The 19585-nt window shown below is 71.5% G+C and carries 13 protein-coding genes and 2 pseudogenes; 5 read left to right on the forward strand and 10 right to left on the reverse strand.

Annotated features, from left to right (window positions below; all coding sequences use genetic code 11):
• Nucleotides 1–97: 97 nt before the first annotated feature.
• The 4 genes from ABZ562_RS22745 to ABZ562_RS22760 form a co-directional block, all read right to left on the reverse strand.
• Complete coding sequence (locus ABZ562_RS22745) at nt 98–2539, reverse strand: glycoside hydrolase family 3 C-terminal domain-containing protein (RefSeq protein WP_361482624.1); 2442 nt, start codon at nt 2537–2539, stop codon at nt 98–100.
• A 123-nt stretch (nt 2540–2662) separates the two neighbouring features.
• The gene (locus tag ABZ562_RS22750; RefSeq protein ID WP_361482627.1) at nt 2663–4015 is read right to left on the reverse strand and encodes an MFS transporter; all 1353 of its coding nucleotides are present in this window, start codon (nt 4013–4015) and stop codon (nt 2663–2665) included.
• A 44-nt stretch (nt 4016–4059) separates the two neighbouring features.
• Nucleotides 4060–5808, reverse strand: a complete 1749-nt coding sequence (locus ABZ562_RS22755; protein ID WP_361482630.1) for a sulfatase — start codon at nt 5806–5808, stop codon at nt 4060–4062.
• Nucleotides 5809–5839: 31 nt separating this feature from the next.
• Nucleotides 5840–6445, reverse strand: a complete 606-nt coding sequence (locus ABZ562_RS22760) for a PadR family transcriptional regulator (protein WP_361482633.1) — start codon at nt 6443–6445, stop codon at nt 5840–5842.
• Nucleotides 6446–6702: 257 nt separating this feature from the next.
• Here ABZ562_RS22760 and ABZ562_RS22765 point away from each other — a divergent pair, with 257 nt between their 5' ends.
• The 3 genes from ABZ562_RS22765 (at nt 6703) to ABZ562_RS22775 (ending at nt 8435) form a co-directional block, all read left to right on the forward strand.
• Entirely contained in the window at nt 6703–7098 is a 396-nt protein-coding gene (locus ABZ562_RS22765) for a DUF202 domain-containing protein (RefSeq protein WP_361482636.1), read from the forward strand.
• Entirely contained in the window at nt 7095–7409 is a 315-nt protein-coding gene (locus ABZ562_RS22770) for a DUF202 domain-containing protein (protein ID WP_361482639.1), read from the forward strand. The genes ABZ562_RS22765 and ABZ562_RS22770 overlap by 4 nt, the downstream gene beginning before the upstream one ends.
• Before the next feature lie 66 nt (nt 7410–7475).
• On the forward strand, nt 7476–8435 hold the full coding sequence (locus ABZ562_RS22775; RefSeq protein WP_361482642.1) for a formylglycine-generating enzyme family protein: 960 nt from the start codon (nt 7476–7478) through the stop codon (nt 8433–8435).
• A 195-nt stretch (nt 8436–8630) separates the two neighbouring features.
• Here the strand turns inward: ABZ562_RS22775 and ABZ562_RS22780 are convergent.
• From ABZ562_RS22780 to ABZ562_RS22795, 4 genes and pseudogenes are all read right to left on the reverse strand, one after another.
• Nucleotides 8631–8924 (reverse strand): annotated as a pseudogene (locus ABZ562_RS22780) (substrate-binding domain-containing protein); the annotation flags it as partial.
• 218 nt (nt 8925–9142) lie between these two features.
• Nucleotides 9143–9304 (reverse strand): hypothetical protein, encoded by a 162-nt coding sequence (locus tag ABZ562_RS22785; RefSeq protein ID WP_361482645.1) that lies wholly within the window; start codon nt 9302–9304, stop codon nt 9143–9145.
• Between the two features lie 36 nt (nt 9305–9340).
• Nucleotides 9341–13126, reverse strand: coding sequence for a DNA-binding protein (locus ABZ562_RS22790; protein WP_361482648.1), 3786 nt, complete (start codon nt 13124–13126; stop codon nt 9341–9343).
• 447 nt (nt 13127–13573) lie between these two features.
• Nucleotides 13574–16387, reverse strand: a complete 2814-nt coding sequence (locus tag ABZ562_RS22795) for a BTAD domain-containing putative transcriptional regulator (RefSeq protein ID WP_361482651.1) — start codon at nt 16385–16387, stop codon at nt 13574–13576.
• Nucleotides 16388–17122: 735 nt separating this feature from the next.
• Between ABZ562_RS22795 and ABZ562_RS22800 the strand changes: the two genes are divergently transcribed.
• Nucleotides 17123–17512, forward strand: a complete 390-nt coding sequence (locus tag ABZ562_RS22800) for a peptidase inhibitor family I36 protein (RefSeq protein WP_361482654.1) — start codon at nt 17123–17125, stop codon at nt 17510–17512.
• Nucleotides 17513–17603: 91 nt separating this feature from the next.
• Nucleotides 17604–18593 carry a hypothetical protein gene (locus tag ABZ562_RS22805; RefSeq protein WP_361482657.1) on the forward strand — a complete coding sequence of 330 codons (990 nt, stop codon included), beginning with the start codon at nt 17604–17606 and terminating at the stop codon, nt 18591–18593.
• A gap of 168 nt (nt 18594–18761) precedes the next feature.
• Here the strand turns inward: ABZ562_RS22805 and ABZ562_RS22810 are convergent.
• Nucleotides 18762–18884, reverse strand: a pseudogene (locus ABZ562_RS22810) (integrase); the annotation flags it as partial.
• 55 nt (nt 18885–18939) lie between these two features.
• On the reverse strand, nt 18940–19161 hold the full coding sequence (locus ABZ562_RS22815; protein WP_361482660.1) for a hypothetical protein: 222 nt from the start codon (nt 19159–19161) through the stop codon (nt 18940–18942).
• Between the last annotated feature and the right edge of the window lie 424 nt (nt 19162–19585).

Consider the following 19585-nt stretch of genomic DNA (forward strand, 5'->3'; position numbering starts at 1 on the left):
ATGAGTCCGGAAAGCCGGTGGTCCAGGCGTTCCGTTGAGTCGTCCGCGGCGGCCGGGCGCGGTGCCCGGCCGCCGCGGGCCCCGCTGCGACCGGTGGTCAGCGCATGCGCACCGGCACCGTGGCCGGCAGGTCGTCGGCGCTGGAGCCCACGTGGAGCGTGAACTCTCCCGGTTCGTAAGCCCACGCGCCCTCCTCCCAGTGTGCGAAGGCGCGGGCCGGGACGCTGATCTTCACGGTTTCCGTGGCGCCCGGGGCGAGGCGGACCACCTCGTGGCCGACCAGCCACCGCGCCGGACGGTCGACGGCCGTGTGCGTGCGCGACGCGTAGACCTGCACGATGTGTTTGCCCGCGCGGCCGCCGGTGTTCGTCACCTCGGCGCGGACCTCCACCGCCCCGTCGGGGGCGACCTCCGCGGTGGCGGTGGCCCGGTCCACTGCCCAGGTGGTGTAGCCGAGCCCGTACCCGAACGGATAGGCGGGAGTGGCGCCGGACCGCAGCCAGGCCCGGTAGCCCACGTGGACGCCCTCGTCGTACCGCACCACGCCGTTCACCGGCGTGACGTCGAGCACGGGCACGTCGCTCTGGCGTGCCGGCCAGGTGGTGGGCAGCCGGCCGCCGGGCTCGCGGGACCCGGTGAGGACGTCGGCCAGCGCGTTGCCGTACTCCTGGCCGCCGAACCAGGTCAGCAGGACGGCGGCGACGTCGTCGCGCCAGGGCAGTTCGACCGGTGAGCCGGAGTTGACGGCCACCACCGTGCGGGGGTTGGCCCGGGCGACGGCGGTGACGAGTGCGTCCTGGTGGCCGGGCAGGGCGAGTGAGGTCCGGTCGAAGCCCTCCGACTCCACCTCGCTGTTCGTCCCGACGACGACCACCGCCACGTCGGCCCGCGCCGCCGCGGCGGCCGCCCGCTCGATCAGCCCCTCGGGGTCGGAGTCGTCCGCCTCCGCGCCGAGGGTGTACGCGAGGGCTCCGGTGAGGCCGGTGTCCTTGGGGATCTCGTACTCGACGCGGATCTCCACCACCTGGCCCGCGGTCACCGGGACGGCCGCGGACGTGGTCGGCGGGTGCAGGAACGCGGCGCCGAGTTGTTCGTCGGCGAGCCGCGCATCGGCGTCCAGGACGAGTTCCCCGTCGGCCCAGATGCGCGAGACTCCCGGGGCGGCGACACCGAGGCGCAGCGTCTCGGTGCGGGGGGCGGCGTAGCGGGTGGTGATCTCCAGGGTGTCCGAGCGCTCGACCGGCGCGTCTCCGCCGAACCAGACGAGCCGGGTGGCGCGGCGGTCCTCGGTGAAGAGTGCCCGCCCTTCGCTCAGGAAACGTACGCGCACCCCCGGCTCACCGGTGGCGGGGTTGGTGAGGGTGTCCAGCGGCAGCTCGGCGACACCTTCCTGCGCGACGGCGCCGAGCGCGTACTCGACCTCGGCTTCGGGGAAGGCGGCGAGGATGCCGTCGAGGGGGCTGACCACCTTCTCCGGCACGACGGTGGCGCTGCCGCCGCCCTGGGTGCGGGCGCGGTCCGCGTTGTGCCCGATGACGGCGATCCTGGTCACCGCACCGGGATCGAGCGGCAGCACCCCGGTGTTGCGCACCAGCACCATGCCCTCCGCCGCCGCCTCGCGGGCGAACCCGGCGCCGGAGTCGGCCGTCACCGGCTCCACCGCCGTGGTCCCCTCCAGGGCGCCGACGCGCGCCGCGAGGGTGAGGATGCGCAGGACCTTGCGGTCGATGTCCGCCTCGTCGACGGCACCGGACTCGACCGCGGCGAGCAGGGCGTCGCCCCAGGCTCCGCGGGGACCGGGCATCTCCAGGTCCTGGGCGGCCCTGGCGGCATTCGTCGAGCGGACGGCCGTCCAGTCGCTGACCACCACTCCGTCGAAACCCCATTCCGAGTTCAGCGGGGTCTCCAAGAGGTCGTTCTCCGTCGCGGTGACTCCGTTGACGGCGTTGTAGGCGCTCATCACGGCCCAGGCCCGGGCCTCGGTCACGGTCTTCTCGAACGGCAGCAGGTACATCTCGCGCAGCGTGCGCTCGGAAACGTCCGTCGAGGCCGTGAAGCGGTCGGTCTCGTAGTCGTTGGCGATGTAGTGCTTCGGCGTCGCGGCCACCCCGTTGTCCTGGATCCCTCGTACGTAGGCGGCGGCGAGGCTGCCGGTCAGCAGCGGGTCCTCGCTGAACGCCTCGAAGTGCCGCCCGCCCAGCGGGGAACGGTGCAGGTTGATGGTGGGGCCGAGCGCCACGTCGACGCCCTTGCGACGGGCCTCCTGGGCGATGACCGCGCCGTAGCGGTAGGCGAGGGCGTCGTCCCAGGAAGCCGACAGGGCGGTCGCGCTGGGCAGGTTCAGGGAGGGCTCGCGTTCGTCCCAGACCGGTCCGCGTACCCCGGAGGGGCCGTCGGACATGAGGATGCTCCGCAGTCCGATCTTTTCGATGGGCCAGGTCGACCAGAAGTCGCGCCCCGTGAGCAGCTTGACCTTCTCGGCGAGGGTCAGGCGACCCAGGAGTTCTTGCACATCGGGGGCCGCGGGGTTGGCGGACACGGTGCTGCCTTTCTCTGTGGGATGAGGGGGGGAAGTGAGGTTTTCCGCTGAGTTTTTCCGCTGAGGTTCCTCCGCCGGGGGCGGGTGAGGCGTACCTTCTCGCCGGAGACGGGCACCCGCGGGTCATGCGGTGTCGTGGGCGAGCCTGCGGCGCTCCTCGAGTGCGAACGTGACGCGCCGCGCGTCCTTCGGGTAGGTGGTGTGGAGCACGCCGAGCACCGCGGCGTTGAGGAGCATGCAGACCACCATGGCCCAGAGGAAGACCTCCTGGAGGCCGAGGCTCTCGGCGAGCTGGCCGGCGGCGACGGCGAAGATGGCCCAGGCGATGGTCTCGAAGACGGACAGCCAGATGGCGAACGCCTGGCCACGGAGTTCGGGGAGGACGACCGCGGTCACCAGCGGCCGGTTCACCGCGGGGTTCACGCCCTGGCCGAAGCCCATGAGGGCCCAGAAGACGCAGTAGATTCCGATCCCGCCGGAGTAGTGGAACTGGGTTCCGAAGAAGGCCACGACGGCGAAGAGAACCTGCGCGAGCTGGAGGTAGGACACCCGGCCCCGCTGGGGCCACCGCCGGTCGACGAAGGCCAGGAGGTAGCCGCCGCCGACGGTCCCGGCGAGGTATCCGGCGCCGAACGGAATGCCCACCACGGCCGCGACGGCGTTGCTGAAGCCGCGCTCGGAGACCAGGAACTGGACCCCGAAGATGACGACGAGCAGATGTCCGGAAAGGAGCCGGGAGAGCATCATCACCGAGTAGGTCGGGATGCGGAACAGGGACAGCACGGACTTCACCGTCACGGTGTTCTTCGCCCGGGCCGTCTCGTTCAGGTCCGCGAGCTGTTCCTCGGCCGCGCCGACGCCGGGGTCCTTGAAGGCGATGGCGACGATGAGCCCGGACAGGACGCAGACTCCGCCGATCGCCCACATCCCGTAGCGCCAGCCGTCGCTGAAGCCGGTGAAGAGCGCGATGACCGGGCCGATGACCTGCCCGAACGTATTGGTGATGCCATAGAGGATGCCGACCGCCTTGCCCCGTTCGCGGTCGGTGAAGGAGTCGGCGATGACGGCGTTGCTGATCGGGGAGACGCCGATCACACAGGCGGCCATGAGGGTGTTGAACAGCAGCAGGGTGCCGAAGTTGTGCGCGAATCCCGCGAGGACCCCGAAGAGGCCGCCGAGGACGGTGGTGAGCACCAGGGTGGCGCGGCGGCCTATGCGTCCCGCCAGCCACACCCAGAGTGGACCGGTCGGCACGGAGGCGACCTTGCCGAGCGCCGCGAGCGTGCCCAGGTTGCCACTGGTCAGGCCGAGAGCGCCGGCTATGGAGGGGAAGAGGGTGGAGGTGGCGTTGCCCTCGGTGTTGTCGACGGCCATGACGCCGGTGAGGGTCAGCAGGTTGCGCCAGCGGTGGGGGACGCGGGAGGCGGTGGCGGTGGTGGGTGCGGCGGTCGGTGCCGCGGACTGTTCCGTTGCCATGGGACGTTCCTGTCGGTGTTCTCAGGCAGCCATGGGGAAGGTGGCTACAGGTCCTGAAGGCAGGCCGCGAGGGACCGCAGCGTGCTGGTGGGGATGACCGCCCACCGCGCCAGGTCGAGCAGAGTCGACTCCGCGGGGAAAGCGATGAGTTCGGTGTGGGCGACGTCGGGGATGTGGTCCTCGACCACCGTCCTGAGGGCCGGGTCCCGGAGCAGTTCGAGCACCGGCCGCTCCAGGAGACCGCCGTATCGCAGCTCTTCCGGCGCCGGCATCGGCTCCGCGAGTGCCGCCGCGCGGTGCGCCTGGTCCCGGACGAGCAGGTGCCGCTCGGTGATCTCGCCGTCGCAGGGAATGCCGAGCCGTTCGAACTGGCTGCGGGGGGCGTCACTGGCGTGCAGGAGATCGGCCAGCAGACGCAGCATCCGCAGCTCGGTCTCCGGGTCGTCAAGGGGGTGCTGCTGCCCGGGGTCGTTGTCGAGGTCGAAGAGCAGGGTTCCGTGCCGCCACGGGTTCATCCACCCGCCGGTGGTGGGGATCAGCAGGGTGCGCAAGCCCTTGGTGAACGGGAGCGGATCGGCCGGCTCCCAGTCGGCGAGTTCCTTCACGCCGAAGCGCGCCCGCATGTGCGTCGGCATGAGGGTGTACTCCTCCAGCGGGCCGTTCTCCGGGCTCACCGCGGCACGCATGTACACGTAGCGGCCGTCCGTGACGTTCACATGGCCGCCGTGGATGCCGAACAGCGCGCCGTCGCGCAGGCGCCGGTCGTCGCCGAGTACGGCCGCGAGGTCACGCCCCTGCATGTCGGGAGGCGACTCCAGCCCGAAGTACCGCAGCAGCGTGGGTGCGATGTCGATGGTCTGCGCGAGCGCGCCCCGACGGGTGTCCGCGCCCCGGGTGCGCGGGTCCCACAGGAACATCGGCAGGTGCACGAGCTCGTTGAACCACGGCATCACCGACTTCGCCCACCAGCCGTGCTCGCCGAGCAGGAAGCCGTGGTCGGTGTTGACGATCAGCAGGGTGTCGTCCCACATGCCGTGCTCGTCCATCACGTCGAGCACCCGGCCGAGGGAGTGGTCGCACATCGACACGAGCGCTGCGTAGCGGCGCCGTGCGTGCTCGACCTGATCCGTCGGCTCGGTGACCTTCTGGTAGCCGGGCCAGTCGAACTCGGGCCCGGCGTGGTCGTCCGGATAGCGGGAGGTGTACGGCTCGTGCACGAAGAAGGGCTCGTGCGGGTCGAAGAGCTCCAGCTGCAGCAGCCAGCGGTCCGCCTCGGCATTGGTGTGCAGGAAGTGCACACCCGCGTCGACGGTACGGGTCTGGGAATGCTCCGCCTCGGTGGGCATATAGGTGCGGTTGATCGCGTCCTGCCGCCGGAGCTGATGGCCTTCGCCCTCGCGGAGCCCGTCGACGACGCCCTTCCACGGGTCGCCTTCCTGGCCGCGAAAGAATTCCCACGTGGTGTAGCGGGTGTGATACGTCGCCCCGCCGTCCTCCCAGTAGTGCGGATGGTCCGAGACCAGGTGGGTGTGGATTCCCGCGTCCCGCAGCATTTGCGGCATCGAATCGTCGAAAGGCTCCAGCGGCCCCCACGAACGGTGCAGGAAATTGTAACGCCCGGTGTGAAGTTCCCGGCGGGCCGGCATGCACGGCATCGATCCGGCGTAGAAATTGTCGAACGTCACCGCGCGGGAAGCCAGCCGCGCGAAATTCGGCGCGTCCACGATCGTATCCGCGTACGGAGCGAGCATGTGCCGGTTCAGGCTGTCGAACATGAGAATGATGGCACGCACGGGAAGTCTTTCCTTCGTTCAGTGGGCGCGTTCAGCGGGCGTCGCGGAGAAGCAGGAGGAGATCCGACGCCTTCGCGCCCTCCGGAGCGTCGAGCAGCACGCTCCTCAGCGCCTCCAGGCGTTCCAGATACGCGTCTATCGCCCGCGCCCCGGACTCGTGGGCCCACTCGCCCACGAGCGTCGCCAGGTCCTCGTCGAACGGTGCGGACGTATCGACGGCCTCGCGGCGGTCGCGGAAGCGGTAGCGGGCCACCTGCTCGCGGCGCGTCGTGAGTTCGGTGTCGAGCAGACGCAGCACCTGCTCCCGCGTCATGAATCCGGCAAAGGCGAGCCGCGCACCGAAATCGGGGTCCTGGAAACGTGTCGGGGGGATGTACGGGCCGGTGAGCCAGTCGAGGAAGACGGTCATTCCCTCATCGGTGATCCGGTACGTCTTGGCGTCGGTGGCACCGGCTCGCTGCTGAACGGTGTGGATCACCCACCCGCTGGATTCCATCTTTCCCAGTGAGCGGTAGACCTGGCTCATCTGGGTGTTGGAACGCAGAAAGCGCCCATGGGTGTCCAGATACTTCTTCAGGTCGTACCCGGTACTGGGATGCCGGGCGAGCACACCCAGCAGAATGCTTTCGAGCTTCATCGCTCGCTCCTCACGGCGGCTCCGCGGGACTGTCCCTGTCCGGCGGGTAATGCATGCCACAAGTGGAATGGCTAAGGTGGGGAGACCATGACACATGTCGAATGCCTCCGCAAGGGTTCGGACAGACCGGAACGAGCGGCACCCCCAGCGCCGCGATCCGGGGCCGGGCGTCCCACCGCCGCCTCTCCCGGTGCGCGCCCTGGGTGCGCGCAGCCCCTCCTGCCTGGTCGGATCGCGGGCACAGAGAGGAAACGACCATGAGACCCAGCGGACCGCGCGAACCGCGACCCGGCGCCGCCATACCGTGGTACGAGGAGGGCGAGGAGCCGGACTACCGCTTCTCCCTGGCCAACGAGCGCACGTTCCTCGCCTGGATCAGAGCCGGCCTGGCCCTGCTGGCCGGCGCCGTCGCCGTCGCCGTCGCCCAGTTCGTCCAGCCACTGGCACACAGCGAGGCGGGCGCGGCGCTCGGGGCGCTGCTGGCCGTGACCGGGACAGCGCTGTGCGCCTCGTCCTACGGGCGCTGGCTGCGGGTCCAGCGCGCGATGCGGCACAACCGCCCGCTCCCGATGACCCGGCTGCTGACCGCACTGGCCTGGGGCGCGTCCCTGGCGGGGGTCGCCGTGTTGCTGCTGGTCTGGAGAGTACGGTGACCACTTGGCGCCCCTCCGGAAACACCCCGCACTCCGCAGGCCCGCGCGACCCCGGCCTTCAAGCGGAGCGGACCGCACTCGCGCGCCGCCGCACGGGGCTCTCAGCACTGGTGGCCGCGGCACTGAGCTTGCGCTTCGGGCTGACACACGAGGCCCCGCTGGTCACCGCGGCGGGCGCCTGCCTCGTCGTGACGGCGGCCCTGACCACCAGGTCATCCGGCATCGACCGGCACCGGCTGCGGGCCGTGGCCTCCTGCGCCACGGTCGCCGGCCTCCTGGTCACCGCGCAGGCGGCGCTGCTCGCTCACTGACATCGGCCGGCCCTGCGCACGCCACGGCCCGGCGCCCACCTCACCGAACGAAAGTGATCGCCGCACATGTCCCCACACTGCTGTCCGCCCGGCCGGCCCGGCGACCCGACCGCTGTCTCCCCCTCCACTCCGCCGCCCGAAGGGAACGGTCAAGGCGACCGTGACTCCGCCATACCCCTCCCCGGCGGAACGTTCCTGATGGGCAGTGAGGACGCCGACACCAACCCCGGCGACGGCGAGGGGCCGGTCCGCGACGTGGCCGTGGGCCCCTTCGCCATCGACGCCCACTGCGTGACCAACCAGCGCTTCACCGCCTTCGTCGAAGCGACCGGATACCGCACCGAGGCCGAACGGTTCGGCTGGTCATACGTCTTCGCCACGTTCCTGTCCGGCGAACCGCGCCGCGTTTCCCCACGCCCGAAGAGCACTCCGTGGTGGTGCGGGGTCCAGGGGGCGTACTGGGCAGCGCCGGAAGGGCCCGGCAGCGACCTGTCCGGCCGCTCCGACCATCCCGTGGTGCACGTCTCGTGGACGGACGCGAACGCGTTCTGCCACTGGGAGGGATCACGGCTGCCGACCGAAGCCGAGTGGGAGTACGCCGCCCGCGGCGGCCTGGAAGGCAAACGCTTCCCCTGGGGCGACGAGCTCACCCCCGGCGGCGAGCACCGCTGCAACATCTGGCAGGGCCGCTTCCCCTCCCACAACACCACCGAGGACGGCTACGCCGGCACCGCCCCCGTCACCGCCTACCGGCCCAACGGCTACGGCCTGCACAACGTCGCCGGCAACGTATGGGAATGGTGCGCCGATTGGTGGACCACCGCCCCCTCCAGGGCGGAGGGCCCCCGCGCCAACCCCACCGGTCCCGGCAACGGCACCACACGGGTCCTGCGCGGCGGCTCGTACCTGTGCCACGACTCCTACTGCAACCGCTACCGAGTAGCCGCCCGCACCAGCAACACCCCCGACAGCTCGAGTGGGAACACCGGCTTCCGCGTCGCGTGGAACACCACGCCCGGAGCCTGAAGGCGGCCCAGCCGGTGGCCGCTCCCGACCCCACGGAGACGGGAGAAGGCTTCCCATCTCCGGGCCTTTCCGCCGGGCCGGGTGATCGATGCGACCCATGGGGATGGCAGATGCCAGGGGCTCGCTAAGTGGACGGGGCGGCGCGGCCATGCCCGACAGGGCGATGTCGTCGCAGCCGACCACGCTCATCTCGTCCGGTACGCGGACCCCACGCGCGGTGAACCGGCTGAGCAACCCGAACGCGATGATGTCGTTGAACGCCACCACCGCGCTCGCCCCGCTGGCGAGCACGACATCGGCGGCCCCGGTGATACCGCCGTCGAAGTGCGGAGCGACATGTCCGACGTGGATGATCCCGACCTTGCCGGACTCCGCCATCGCCTCGATACCGGCCGCCCGCTCCCGCGCCGCCCAAGAGGTGCGCGGCCCGCCCACGTACGCGATCTTGCGGTGGCCGAGAGTGTGCAGATGCGTCAGCGCGTCGGTCATCCCCTCCACCAGATAGGCGGTGACGCTCGCGAAGCCGGGCTCCTTGCGGTGCAACAGCACGATCGGCTTGTCGCCGAGTTCGCCCAGCGACCGCAGTTCCTCGCCGCTCAGCTACGGTGCGGCCAGCACCATCCCGTCCACCTGCGGCGCCAGCGTACGGATCGCGTCCAGTTCCAGACCCTCGTCCCGCTCGGCGTCACTCACGAACACCGCGTGCCTCAGCCCCCGGGCCCGCCCCGCACCCCCTTGCACACCTCCGCGAAGAACGGATCGAGCAGGTCAGGAACGATCACGCCCAGATGGCCCGTACGCCCGGTGATCAGACCGCGCGCCGCGCGGTTGGGCTGATAACCGAGCCGGTGAAGATCGGGAACCGCCATGCGCCCGCGCGGCCATATTCACCCGCGGCTGAACGCTCAGCAGAGCCGGCGGTACGGCACTTCGGGAATCATCCGCTCCCAGTCGTCCCGCGAGAGCCCGCCCCGGGCTCGTTCGCAGACCGCGACGGCCGCCTGGTCGTCCGAGACGCGGTACGTCTGCGACGGGATGTGATCGCTGGCCACCGTCACGGTGCCGTCGTCCCGGCTGAACGCGACGGACTGGACGGGGTCGGACGGGGTGGGGAGGACGGATCCCAGGGGCTGGTTGGCGGCGGCGTCCCACAGCCGGAGGGTCCCGTCAAGTCCGGCCACGGCCAGGGTATGGCTGTCGTGGGCGAAGCGCAGCGCGGTCACCGGTGCCGCTGAGTCCTGGTGGGCGTCGGTGATCAGCCCGGACATGGTGCCCAGGCGCTTGCTCAGACCACCGTCGAGCAGTGTCACCCTGCCGGAGTGGTCGCCCGCCGCCAGATACCGGCCGTCGGGGCTGAAGGCCATCACTTCGACGCCCGTCCAGGACGCCGCTCCCCCGGCGGCCGGGACGGCCGATGTACCGGCCCCGGCCGACAGCCGCCTGACCCGCGCCGAGGGGGACGTCAGATCGATGGCGTGGCCGTCCGATGTGACGAGCCACCGTCCGTCGGGAGAGATGGTCAGGGCGTCGCCGCCGACGCCCTTGACGACCCGCGTCCTCGTACGGGTACGGACGTCCCAGACCTCGCTCCGCCACGTGTCCGCGCCCCGGCGGAGCGACACCGCCAGGGTCGAGCCATCCGGGCTCAGCGCGATCCGGCGGACCAGGGCCCTGGGACGGATGGTCAGGGTCAGCTCGGCAGGCCCGCTCCCCTCGCGCCACAGAACGACGCGCTGGCGGGAACCCGGCTCGTCCACGGAGTTCAGCGTATAGGCGGCGCTGCGTCCGTTCGCCGCGAACGCCACGAGGCCGTAGCACGAGGTGGCCGGCTCACCGCCCCGCCCGCCCGGGGAGTCCGCCCCGGAACAGGTGCCGATCCCGGGAGCGTTCCCCTTGTCGCGGCCGCTGCGCACATCGACGAACCGGAACCGCTCCTGACCGTGCGACGGCCGAGCGGTGGCCAGCGTCGCGCCGTCCGGGCCGAGCCACATGCCCGTCGCCGGATCCGTGGTCCAGCGCTGGTGTACCACATTGCCCAGGCTGACCGTACGGACGGCTCTCCCGGCCCCGGTGTCGGGACCCGCGTCGGCGATGTAGCGGACGAACCGGGCGCCGGGGCCGATGCTGAAGTCGCTCGCCGAGTCCGCTGTGGTGGCGTACTGGAAGACGGGGTCGTCCGACACCGGTCGCCACCACACCTGGATTCCCTCCTGCCCCGAGGTCACCAGGAACTTTCCGTCCTCGGTGTAGCGCAGCGCCTCGGATCCGTTGTCCCGGAACTCGTCGATCCGCCGGCTGGTGGCCGTGTCCCAGGTGCCCGCCCGCTCTCCGACTCCGAAGGTCACCCGGCGGCCGTCGGGGCTGAACGCCACGGCGCACTCGTCGGACTCCCCCACCCGGTAGGCGTTCCGCAGCGTCACCGGGCGCTGTCCGGCGACCCGCCACAGCCGTATCCGCCCGTCTTCCGGACACAGCCCCACCAGGCGGTCGTCCCGGCTGACGGCCGCTTTACGGAGTCCCGGCACCCGCTGCTGGAGGAGCGTGCGGCGGCGGTCCAGATCCCACAGGCGCACCGTGACGGTGCCGCCGCCGAGGCCGTCGTCGGCCAGGACCGTGCGCCCGCTCGGGCCGAACACCGCCGTCGTCGGCCATCGCGAGCTGAGAGGTGGGCCGACCCGGTGTCCCTGGGCCACGTCCCACAGGATCAGCCCGCCGTCCCCGGACAAGGCGAGCCGACGGCCGTCGGGGCTCAGTGCGCTCACGTCCCAGTCGTCACCGATGCCGGGGTACCGCCCGGTTCTGCGGTGGCCGGATACGTCCCAGGTCGTCACCTGCCGGCCGGTCGCCTGGACCAGCACACGTCCGTCGTCGCTGAGGAAGAGCTGATCGGCCAGGTCTTCGGACACCGGGGCGAACCGGTCCTCCTCCCGCTGTTCCATCGCCCCCAGCAGCGCCGACCGGGTCTCCGTGGTGGGGGCGGTACGCCAGGCCGCCAGGCTCAGCCGCATCGCGGTGACCGGGTCCGAGTAGCGCAGGTTCTCCGCCACGGCGGCCACGCGCCGGGCCGCGGCCTGCACCCGGCGCTCGTCGCTGGTGCGGTTCTGCTGCCAGGCGACCACACCGGCCACCAGGGACGCCACCAGCAACAGGGACAACGTGGTGACCAGACCGTGCCGCCGACGGCGTTCCCGGGTGAGAGCCGTGCCGCTGGCACGGAGGAACTCCCGCTCCAGCGGGATGAGACGGGCGTCCCAGCCGGGCTGGGAGAACACCTCCCGTGCGACGGTCAGACGCGCTCCGCGGTACAGCGCCCCCGGGTCGCGGCCGAGGTCCCGCCACGTGGTGGCCGCCTCGGTGAGCCGGCGGTGGACGCGCAACCGGTCGCGCTCCGCGTCGATCCAGCCCCGCAGCCGGGGCCAGGCGGTGATCAGGGCTTCGTGGGCCAGGTCGATCGTGTCCCCGTCGAGGGTGACCAGCCGGGCGAGGGCGAGGCGTTCGATGACGGTGGCGGTGTCGCCTTCCTCGCCGAAGTCGAGTTCGTCGCGTCGGGTGGGGCGGCGGGTGTCGGGCGTACCGTCCCCCGGGGAGATCAGCCGCAGCAGAACGCTCTGGGCGATGTCGGCCTGGGCGGGGCTGAACCGGCCGTGGACCTCCTCGGCGGTGCGGGCGATCGCGCCGTGCAGCCCGCCGCTCGCCTCGTAGTTCTCCATGGTCAGGGCGCGGCCCTTGCGGCGGCGCCAGGTCTCGAGCAGGGCGTGGGACATCAGCGGTAGTCCGCCCGGCTCGCCTTCCACTTCCGCGATGACGCGGGCGGTCAGGGCGCGTTCGACGATCAGCCCGGTGGCCTGGGCGGGTCTGACGATCGCTTCCCTCAGCTCGTCGCCGTTCATGGGCGGCGTCAGGAGGGTGGCGTCGCGCAGCGCGTCGGCCAGCGGCTGATGACCGGCCAGGTTGCCGAAGAAGTCGGCCCGTACCGAGATCAGCACCCGCATCCCGCTGCCGGGATCCATGGCCTCCAGCAGCAGGTCGATGAAAGCCGTCCGTTCGGCCGGGTCGGTGCAGAGGGTGTACAGCTCCTCGAACTGGTCGACGATCAGCCAGGTGTCGCCGCTCGTCGCGTCCTTCGGGGTGAGCCGGCGGTCGCGGTCGCGCAGCGGGTGCTCGCCCGGCGTGATGATGCGTACGCCTGCGGGCCGCGGGTCGTCGGCGGTTCGCAGACGGGGGATGAGTCCGGCCCGCAGGAGGGACGACTTGCCGCTACCGGAGGCTCCGACCACGGCGGCCAGGCGTCGGGCGCGGGTCAGCCGCAGCACGTCCTCGATGAGCTGGTCGCGGCCGAAGTACAGGGCCGCGTCGTCCAGTTCGAAGCGGGCCAGCCCTCGGTACGGCTCGGGGGTGCCGTCCTCCGCCCGCGGCTCGGCGGCGTCCTCCTCGGCCGCCTGCCGCCAGCGCCGCTCCCACTCCTCGGTGTCTCCTCCGCACGCCCGTACGTAGGCCAGGACGACCGGCAGGGTCGGCAGCCGCTCCCCCGCGGCCGCCTGGGACAGCGTGCTCGCCCCGTGGTCCGACTGCCGCGCCATCGCCCGGTAGGTGGGGCCTCCGGCTTCCTGACGCAGCTTGCGCAACTCGTATGCGAACCGCTGCACCGGCCCCTCGGCCGGATCCAGCGGCGCCTCACGGCGACCCGCCATGGGTGATCCTTCCCTGTCCGTCCCGCCCTCCCGCGCTCCCCTCCCGGCCGCGCGCGGCCATTGATCAGCCTGGTGGGAGGCGGCTGTCATTCAATGCCGCGGCGGCTGAACTCGGAGGTGGCCGGGACGAGAAGGCCGGGGAGCACGGCGCTTTCCCGGACCCGGTCATGACCTGCCCGGCCCTGATCGAGGGGCTGGCTGTCCACGCGAGCCCGACGGGCTCGACACGGGGAGGAATCACCATGCGCAACCAGGACAGGTACACCACGGTCGCCCGCGCTTCGGCCGGAGTCGTGACGGGGACGGGGACGGGGAACTGGCCGCCGCCGCGGTCGGCGGGCGCGTCGGCGGCCGCCTGACAGGGGTGGAGGCCGGTGCGCGCCACGGGACCCGGGCGCGCACCGGCTCGGCCTTCGCCCGGTGCCGGGGGCCGGCGGGGCCTCACCATCACGGGCGGGCTTCCAGCAGGGCTCGTAGCTCGTCGGCTTCGGGGGTGCCGGACCGGCCGAGGAGGCGCAGTGCCTGCTCCCAGCAGGTGCGGGCCCGTCCGGACTGGCCGAGCTGTTCCAGCGCCCGCCCGAGCACGGTCAGCGCATGGGCGCGGCGCTGATCGCCGCCGAGGTCGTTGAGCAGGGCGAGGGCATGTTCGGCCTGGACGGCGGCCCGCTGGGGATGGAGCAGGGCCAGTTCCGCCTGGGCCATCCTGTAGTGGGTCATGCCCTGCCAGAAGGGCTGCCTGGTTTCCTCGAATCCATCCAGCGCCCGCTGGAGCCGGGACAGAGCCTGCTCATGGCGATGGGCCCGGTGGAGGGCGAGGGCCAGGGCGTAGTGGCCGTTGGCCAGGCGAAGCCGGGCGCCGAGTTCCTGCCAGGATTCGACGGCTTGCTCGCAGGCGGCGATGGCCTGCTCGCTCCGGCCGAGTTCCAGGTCGGCTCTGGCGATGTTCATGAGCATGGTGGTCTCGCCGTAGCGGTTGGCGTCGGCCCGGAAGACCTCCATGGCCTGCCGGTAGCGGGCCGCCGCCTCCTCGTGGCGGTTCCGGGCGGTGGCGAGGTTGCCCTGCAGGTTCAGCGCATAGCTGTGGGTGAGGGGGTCCTGGGCGGTCCGGCCGAGGGTGAGGGCGAGCCGCGCCTGGGCCCGTGCCTGGTCCAGCCGGCCGGCGAGGTGGTGCGCCTGGCCGAGGAGGAGCCGGGCCCGTCCCTCGGACCCGGTGTCCCGCACGGCGCCGGCACGGTCGGCCACCGCTTGGGCGGCCTGCTCGTACTGGTGCGCACAGGTGCCCGATTCCATCAGGTCCTGGCCGGCGAGCAGCAGATCGGCCGCCCGGGGCAGCAGGGTCGGCTCGTCGACCGCCTGGTGGACGGTGGCGAGCAGCGCGGGCCCTTCGTCGAAGAGCCAGCTCAGCGCGGGTTTGCTGTCGTCGAACTGGAGCCCGGGCCAGGTGGTCGGGGCCAGATGGTCGAGCAGCCGGTCGCCGGGGTTGTGCAGCGCGTAGGTGCCGGTGGCGGTGGCCAGGTAGAAGTCGAGGAGCCGGGACAGGACTGCCCGGCGTTCCGCGCCGGTCTCCTCGGCTTCGGCGCGCTCGCGGGCGTAGAGGCGCAGCAGGTCGTGGTAGTGCCAGCGATCGGACGCGGTCGACTCCAGCATGCTCAGGTCGACCAGGGATTCCAGCAGGGCCGCGGTGGCGCGGTCGCCCCGTGGGTCGCGGCGGAGGACGGTGGCGGACGTGGGGAGGGAGAGGCTCGGGACGTCCGGGAGGGCGAGCAGGCGGAAGGCCCGTGCCTGCTCCGGGGGCAGTTGCCCGTAGCCCAGGGCGAAGGAGGCCTCGACAGCCAAGTCGCCGGTGCGCAGTTCATGCAGCCGATGGTGCTCATCTGCCAGCCGCCGGGTGAGGGTAGTGACCTTCCAGGCCGGGCGGGCGGCCAGCCGGGCGGCGGCGATACGGATCGCCAGCGGCAGGAAGCCGCACGCCGCAACCGTCTCCCGGCAGGCCTCGGGCTCCTCCGCGGCCCGCGCCGGGCCCACGATCCGGGTGAAGAGAGCCAAGGCTTCCGGCGGGTCCATGACATCCAGACCGACCAGGCCGGCGCCGTCGAGGTCCGTCATGCGGGAACGGCTGGTGACCAGGACCGCGCTGCCCGGGGCCCCGGGCAGCAACGGGCGTATCCGGGCCGCGCTGTGGGCGTTGTCCAGCAGCACCAGGACGCGGCGGTCGGCCAGGAGCGAGCGGTACAGCGCCGCCCGCTCCTGCGTGCCCTCGGGGAGGGCGGCGGGCGGGGTTCCCAGGGCGCGCAGGAAGGTGCCGAGCACCGCCGCGGGCTCGACCGGGCGCGGGCCGTGGCCCATCAGGTCCACGTACAGCTGTCCGTCGGGGAAGTGTTCCCGTACGGACTGGGCGACGTACACGGCCAGGGCGGTCTTGCCCACCCCGCCCAGCCCGTGCACCGCGGCGACGGCCACCGCTGTTCCGCGCGGGCGCAGCAGCTGCTCCCGCAGGGCGTCCACGGCGGTCCGGCGGCCGGTGAAGTCGGTCGGCGGCGCGGGAAGTTGCGCCGGGCGCGGGACAGCGGGGTGGACGGCCGCCGAGTCCATCGGCGCGGCGGGCGGGGCGGCGAGGGCGGGGTCGGCACGCAGGATGCGCTGGTGGAGTCGCTCGAGATCGGGGCCGGGGTCCACACCGAGTTCTTCGGCGAGCAGCCGGCGCGTATCGGTGTAGACGCCCAGGGCCTCGGCTTGCCGACCGCTGCGGTACAGGGCCAGCATCAACATGCCGCGCGGCCGCTCCCGCAGCGGGTGCTCGGCCGTGAGCGCGGTCAGCTCCGAGACCATCTCCGTGTGGAGGCCCAATTCCAGGCCGAGTTCGAGGCCGGCCTCCCACAGGGCCAGGCGCCACTCCTGCAGACGACCGCGCTGGGCCTGCGCGTACGGGCCGGGGACCCCGGCCAGCGGTTGCCCGTCCCACAACCCGAGCGCGGTGTGCAGCAGTTTCTGCGCCCCGGGCAGATCCCCTTCTGCCCGGGCACGCCTCGCTTGCGCCTCGTACTTCCGGCAGAGCTCGATGTCCAGCGCCTCCGGCCCCAGTCGGAGCGCGTATCCCCCGGCTTCCGAGACCAGTACGCCAGGCCCCAGCTTCCGACGCAGCCGGAAGGCATAGGTACGCAATCCCGCGATCACTTCAGGCGGCGGTGCGTCCCCCCACACCGCGTCGACCAACTCGTCCGCGGTGGCTGTGCGTCCCTGCCGGAGCAGCAGCACACACATCAGGGCCTGTTCCTGCGGACTGAGGGTGGCAAGTGCGTGTTCACCACGCCAGATACGAACCGGCCCCAGCACGGCGAACCGTAACGCCGTGTCCGCGGCACAGTGCGGCTTGTCCGGTCTTCCGGTGACACCGTCCTTCTCTGACGGCAACCGCGCATCGGTGGTGGAATCAGCTGCGGTGGATGAGTCCGCCGTCGATCGGCGGCGGTGCGAGGGCAGGGTAAAGCCAAGCTGCTCCAGGGGCATGTCGAACATCTCTTCCAGCACCCGCTGCCGAGACGGTCCCGGGCACGGCGGATCAGGCTGCCGCCACCGGTGAAACTGCCGCGCCGTCACCTGCTCGGGCTCCCCCAGGCCGGCCGCGACCCTGGCGTACGCCCTGAGAAACGCCTCCGGCCGACCCCACTGATGCTCCTCACACAGCCGCCTGAAGACTGCTTGATCCACTCGCCGCTCGCCCCCATGCTTCCTTTCCAACGGATGCCTGATCACGGTAGTCCTCCGGTGGAAGCGGCCCCAGTGCGCAACCAGCCACGATTCCGAAAGTCCGATCGCGAGACTTTCCGCGCTACCGGGCAGGTCATGGGAAGCGGCAGTGACCAGGACAAGGACCTTCGAAGGAGAACCTCCGTTCGATGACACCTGAATTCACCGAGCTTTTATGCGCGAGCGGTTGCCTGTTGCTGTGCTCGAAATCCGGCACTGGAGTCACGATCCCGAAGGAGTGCATGCACCGTGAAAATCAGTTTCCGCGCCGCCGCCTCAGCGGCCGCCCTGGCCCTGGCGACCGTGGGTGGTGTTGCCGTATCCGGACCGGCGACCGCCGCGACCGCGTCCCCGCAGGCCCAGCAGGCCCAGCAGTGCGTCTCGGGCTACTACTGCGTCTGGTCCTTGTACAACTACGAGGGCACCCGTTACATCTACAAGGACACCAACCGCAGCTGGCGGGGCTTCGGCTCGTGGCACAACGACGAGTCGTCGTGGAACTCCGGCACCTCCGGCATGGGCGTCTATCTCATCGGCGACGGCGGACGGACCCTCGGCTGCCTGCCCAAGGGACACGGCTGGTCGCACCACAACCCCGCCAACCGGGGCGAAGGAAACATCTGGACCTGGGACTGCTGAAGACGCACCGACAGGCGGCCGACGGCCGCCCCGGTCCCGCGCTGTCCTCCGGGACAGCGCGGGCTCCCGCCCCTGCTGTGGAGGTTCCACCGTGTCCGCACGTCACCCGCGTTCGCCCTGGTCGAAAGCGTCGCTGGGCGCAGCGTGTTCGGCTCTCGCCCTGTTGCTCACCACTGCCTGCACCGCTGACCGCGGCGATGCGCCGATCAGCGCCTCCAGCACGTCGACCCCGGCGGCGACGAAGGATCTGGACCAGTTACGGGGCGCCCCGACGACACGCAAGCGGCTGTTCGAAGCGCAGGAACACGCCATCGCCGCTTGTATGGCCCGGCGCGGATGGCACTACCAGCCGGTGTCATGGCATCCGGCGGACGGCGACGCCACGGCGGCACGGGGGCTTGCCCGTGGCGACGACATACCGCTCCACCGCCGGTTCGGTTACGGCGTCACCACCGTACGTACGTCGCAGCCGACCGACCCCAACGCGGCCTACACCGCGTCCTTGTCCCGCCGGCGCCAGGAGCGCTACTCCGCGGCTCTCTTCGGTACTCCGGCGCACCGTCTCGACGCCCGTCTGCCCTCCGGGGAGGTCACCTTCGTCTACACCGACGGCTGCACCGCCCAGGCGGAGAAGCGGCTCTACGGAGACCTCAAGAAGTGGCTGATCGCCAACACCACCGTGGTGAATCTGCCCGCGGAGGTGGACAATCGCGTGCGAGCAGCACGGGAGCTCACAGCCACCGTGAAGCCCTGGAGCGGCTGTATGTCCTCGCACGGCTTCCGGTTCAGCTCCCCCGACGAGGCGAGGAATCGGATCGCCCGCGCGGCGAGCAGGCAGCAGACGATGTCCCGCACCCGCGTCGAGCGACTGCACCACCGGGAGGTCTCCCAAGCGGTCGTCGACGCCACATGTGATCGCGCGGTGGGTCGCTCCCGCGTGGCGCGCTCGCTCATCGGCAGGGAGGGTCGCCGGATCATGGACGACCGGGCTCCTGAGATCAGCACCTATCGAGCATTGGTACGCCAGGCGCTGGCCACCCTCACCGGCCGGGAAAAGGGAACGCTGAGCACCGGCTCGTAGCCGCCGCCCCCGCCATTCGGGTCCGGTGTCCTACAGCACACCCGTCGCCCACCTTGTGGATACACCACAAGGTGGCGCCCTCGTGCGGGTGGGAGAAACCTGACACACTCCGGCCGCTTGTCAGTGGCGCCATGGACGATGTTCGAGATGTCCCAGGCTGCTTCGTCAGGGCCCGGCTCGGGTAGGGCTCGGCCGGGGGTCGATACCATCCGCGTTGAGGATCTCCCAGACCGTCGAGGCGGCGATCCGATACCCGAGCCGGGTCAGGTCACCATGGATCCGCCTGTGTCCCATCGCGGATTCTCCCGGGCCGACCGCACCCCCGGCAGGGCTGCGACCAGAACCCTCAGGGGTAGTAGCGCCCCGCGGACCAGCGTTCCAGAGCCTGGTCGAGGTGCCGGTCGAAGAGGCCGACGAGATCGACCGTCGGGTCGAGGAGCCACTGGATCTCCAGGCCGTCCATGGTGGCGAAAAGAGTGCGGATCTCCGCTTCCGCCTGGGCTTCGGTGAGCGGCGGGATCTGGCCGGTGGCCGCGACGTCGAGCAGTCGCTGGACGAGGGTGCGCACCAGGATGGCGTACCGCCTTTGGATGAACGGTCGCGCCGGGTGCTTCCCGTCGGAGGACTCGCCGGTCAGGCGGATGAACAGTTCCAGCAGGGCCCCGGTGACCTTGCCGGCCGGTGTCTGTCTCGTGCCCCAGCGCTGAGTGAGCGGTCGCGAATGAGCCGCAGCTCACTGGACCCGGGCCAGCAGCAGCGCGGCGTCGTCGGCGGGGTGGTCGGGGAACAGTGCCCTGGCCGCTCGGTCGCACGGGGCGTCGGGCGAGGCATTCTCGCCGGCCAGCTCGCACAGCAGCCGATTGACTCCCGTGGCCGCGTCGCACTGCGGGACTCGATGAGGCCGCCGGTGTACCCGTGCCGGACCTCGAGCGTGCCGCGCCACCCGTCCGGGCCGGAGGTCCGCCAGCGGAGGTGGGTGTCGAGCAGGTCGG

Source organism: Streptomyces sp. NPDC019937 (assembly GCF_040631655.1).
Lineage (GTDB): Bacteria > Actinomycetota > Actinomycetes > Streptomycetales > Streptomycetaceae > Streptomyces.

Coding starts and splice junctions, on each gene's coding strand:
- ABZ562_RS22750 (WP_361482627.1), bottom strand. CDS start 4,015: ATGGCAACGGAACAGTCCGCGGCACCGACCGCCGCACCCACCACCGCC.
- ABZ562_RS22760 (WP_361482633.1), bottom strand. CDS start 6,445: ATGAAGCTCGAAAGCATTCTGCTGGGTGTGCTCGCCCGGCATCCCAGT.
- ABZ562_RS22765 (WP_361482636.1), top strand. CDS start 6,703: ATGAGACCCAGCGGACCGCGCGAACCGCGACCCGGCGCCGCCATACCG.
- ABZ562_RS22775 (WP_361482642.1), top strand. CDS start 7,476: ATGTCCCCACACTGCTGTCCGCCCGGCCGGCCCGGCGACCCGACCGCT.
- ABZ562_RS22785 (WP_361482645.1), bottom strand. CDS start 9,304: ATGGCGGTTCCCGATCTTCACCGGCTCGGTTATCAGCCCAACCGCGCG.
- ABZ562_RS22790 (WP_361482648.1), bottom strand. CDS start 13,126: ATGGCGGGTCGCCGTGAGGCGCCGCTGGATCCGGCCGAGGGGCCGGTG.
- ABZ562_RS22795 (WP_361482651.1), bottom strand. CDS start 16,387: ATGTGTGTGCTGCTGCTCCGGCAGGGACGCACAGCCACCGCGGACGAG.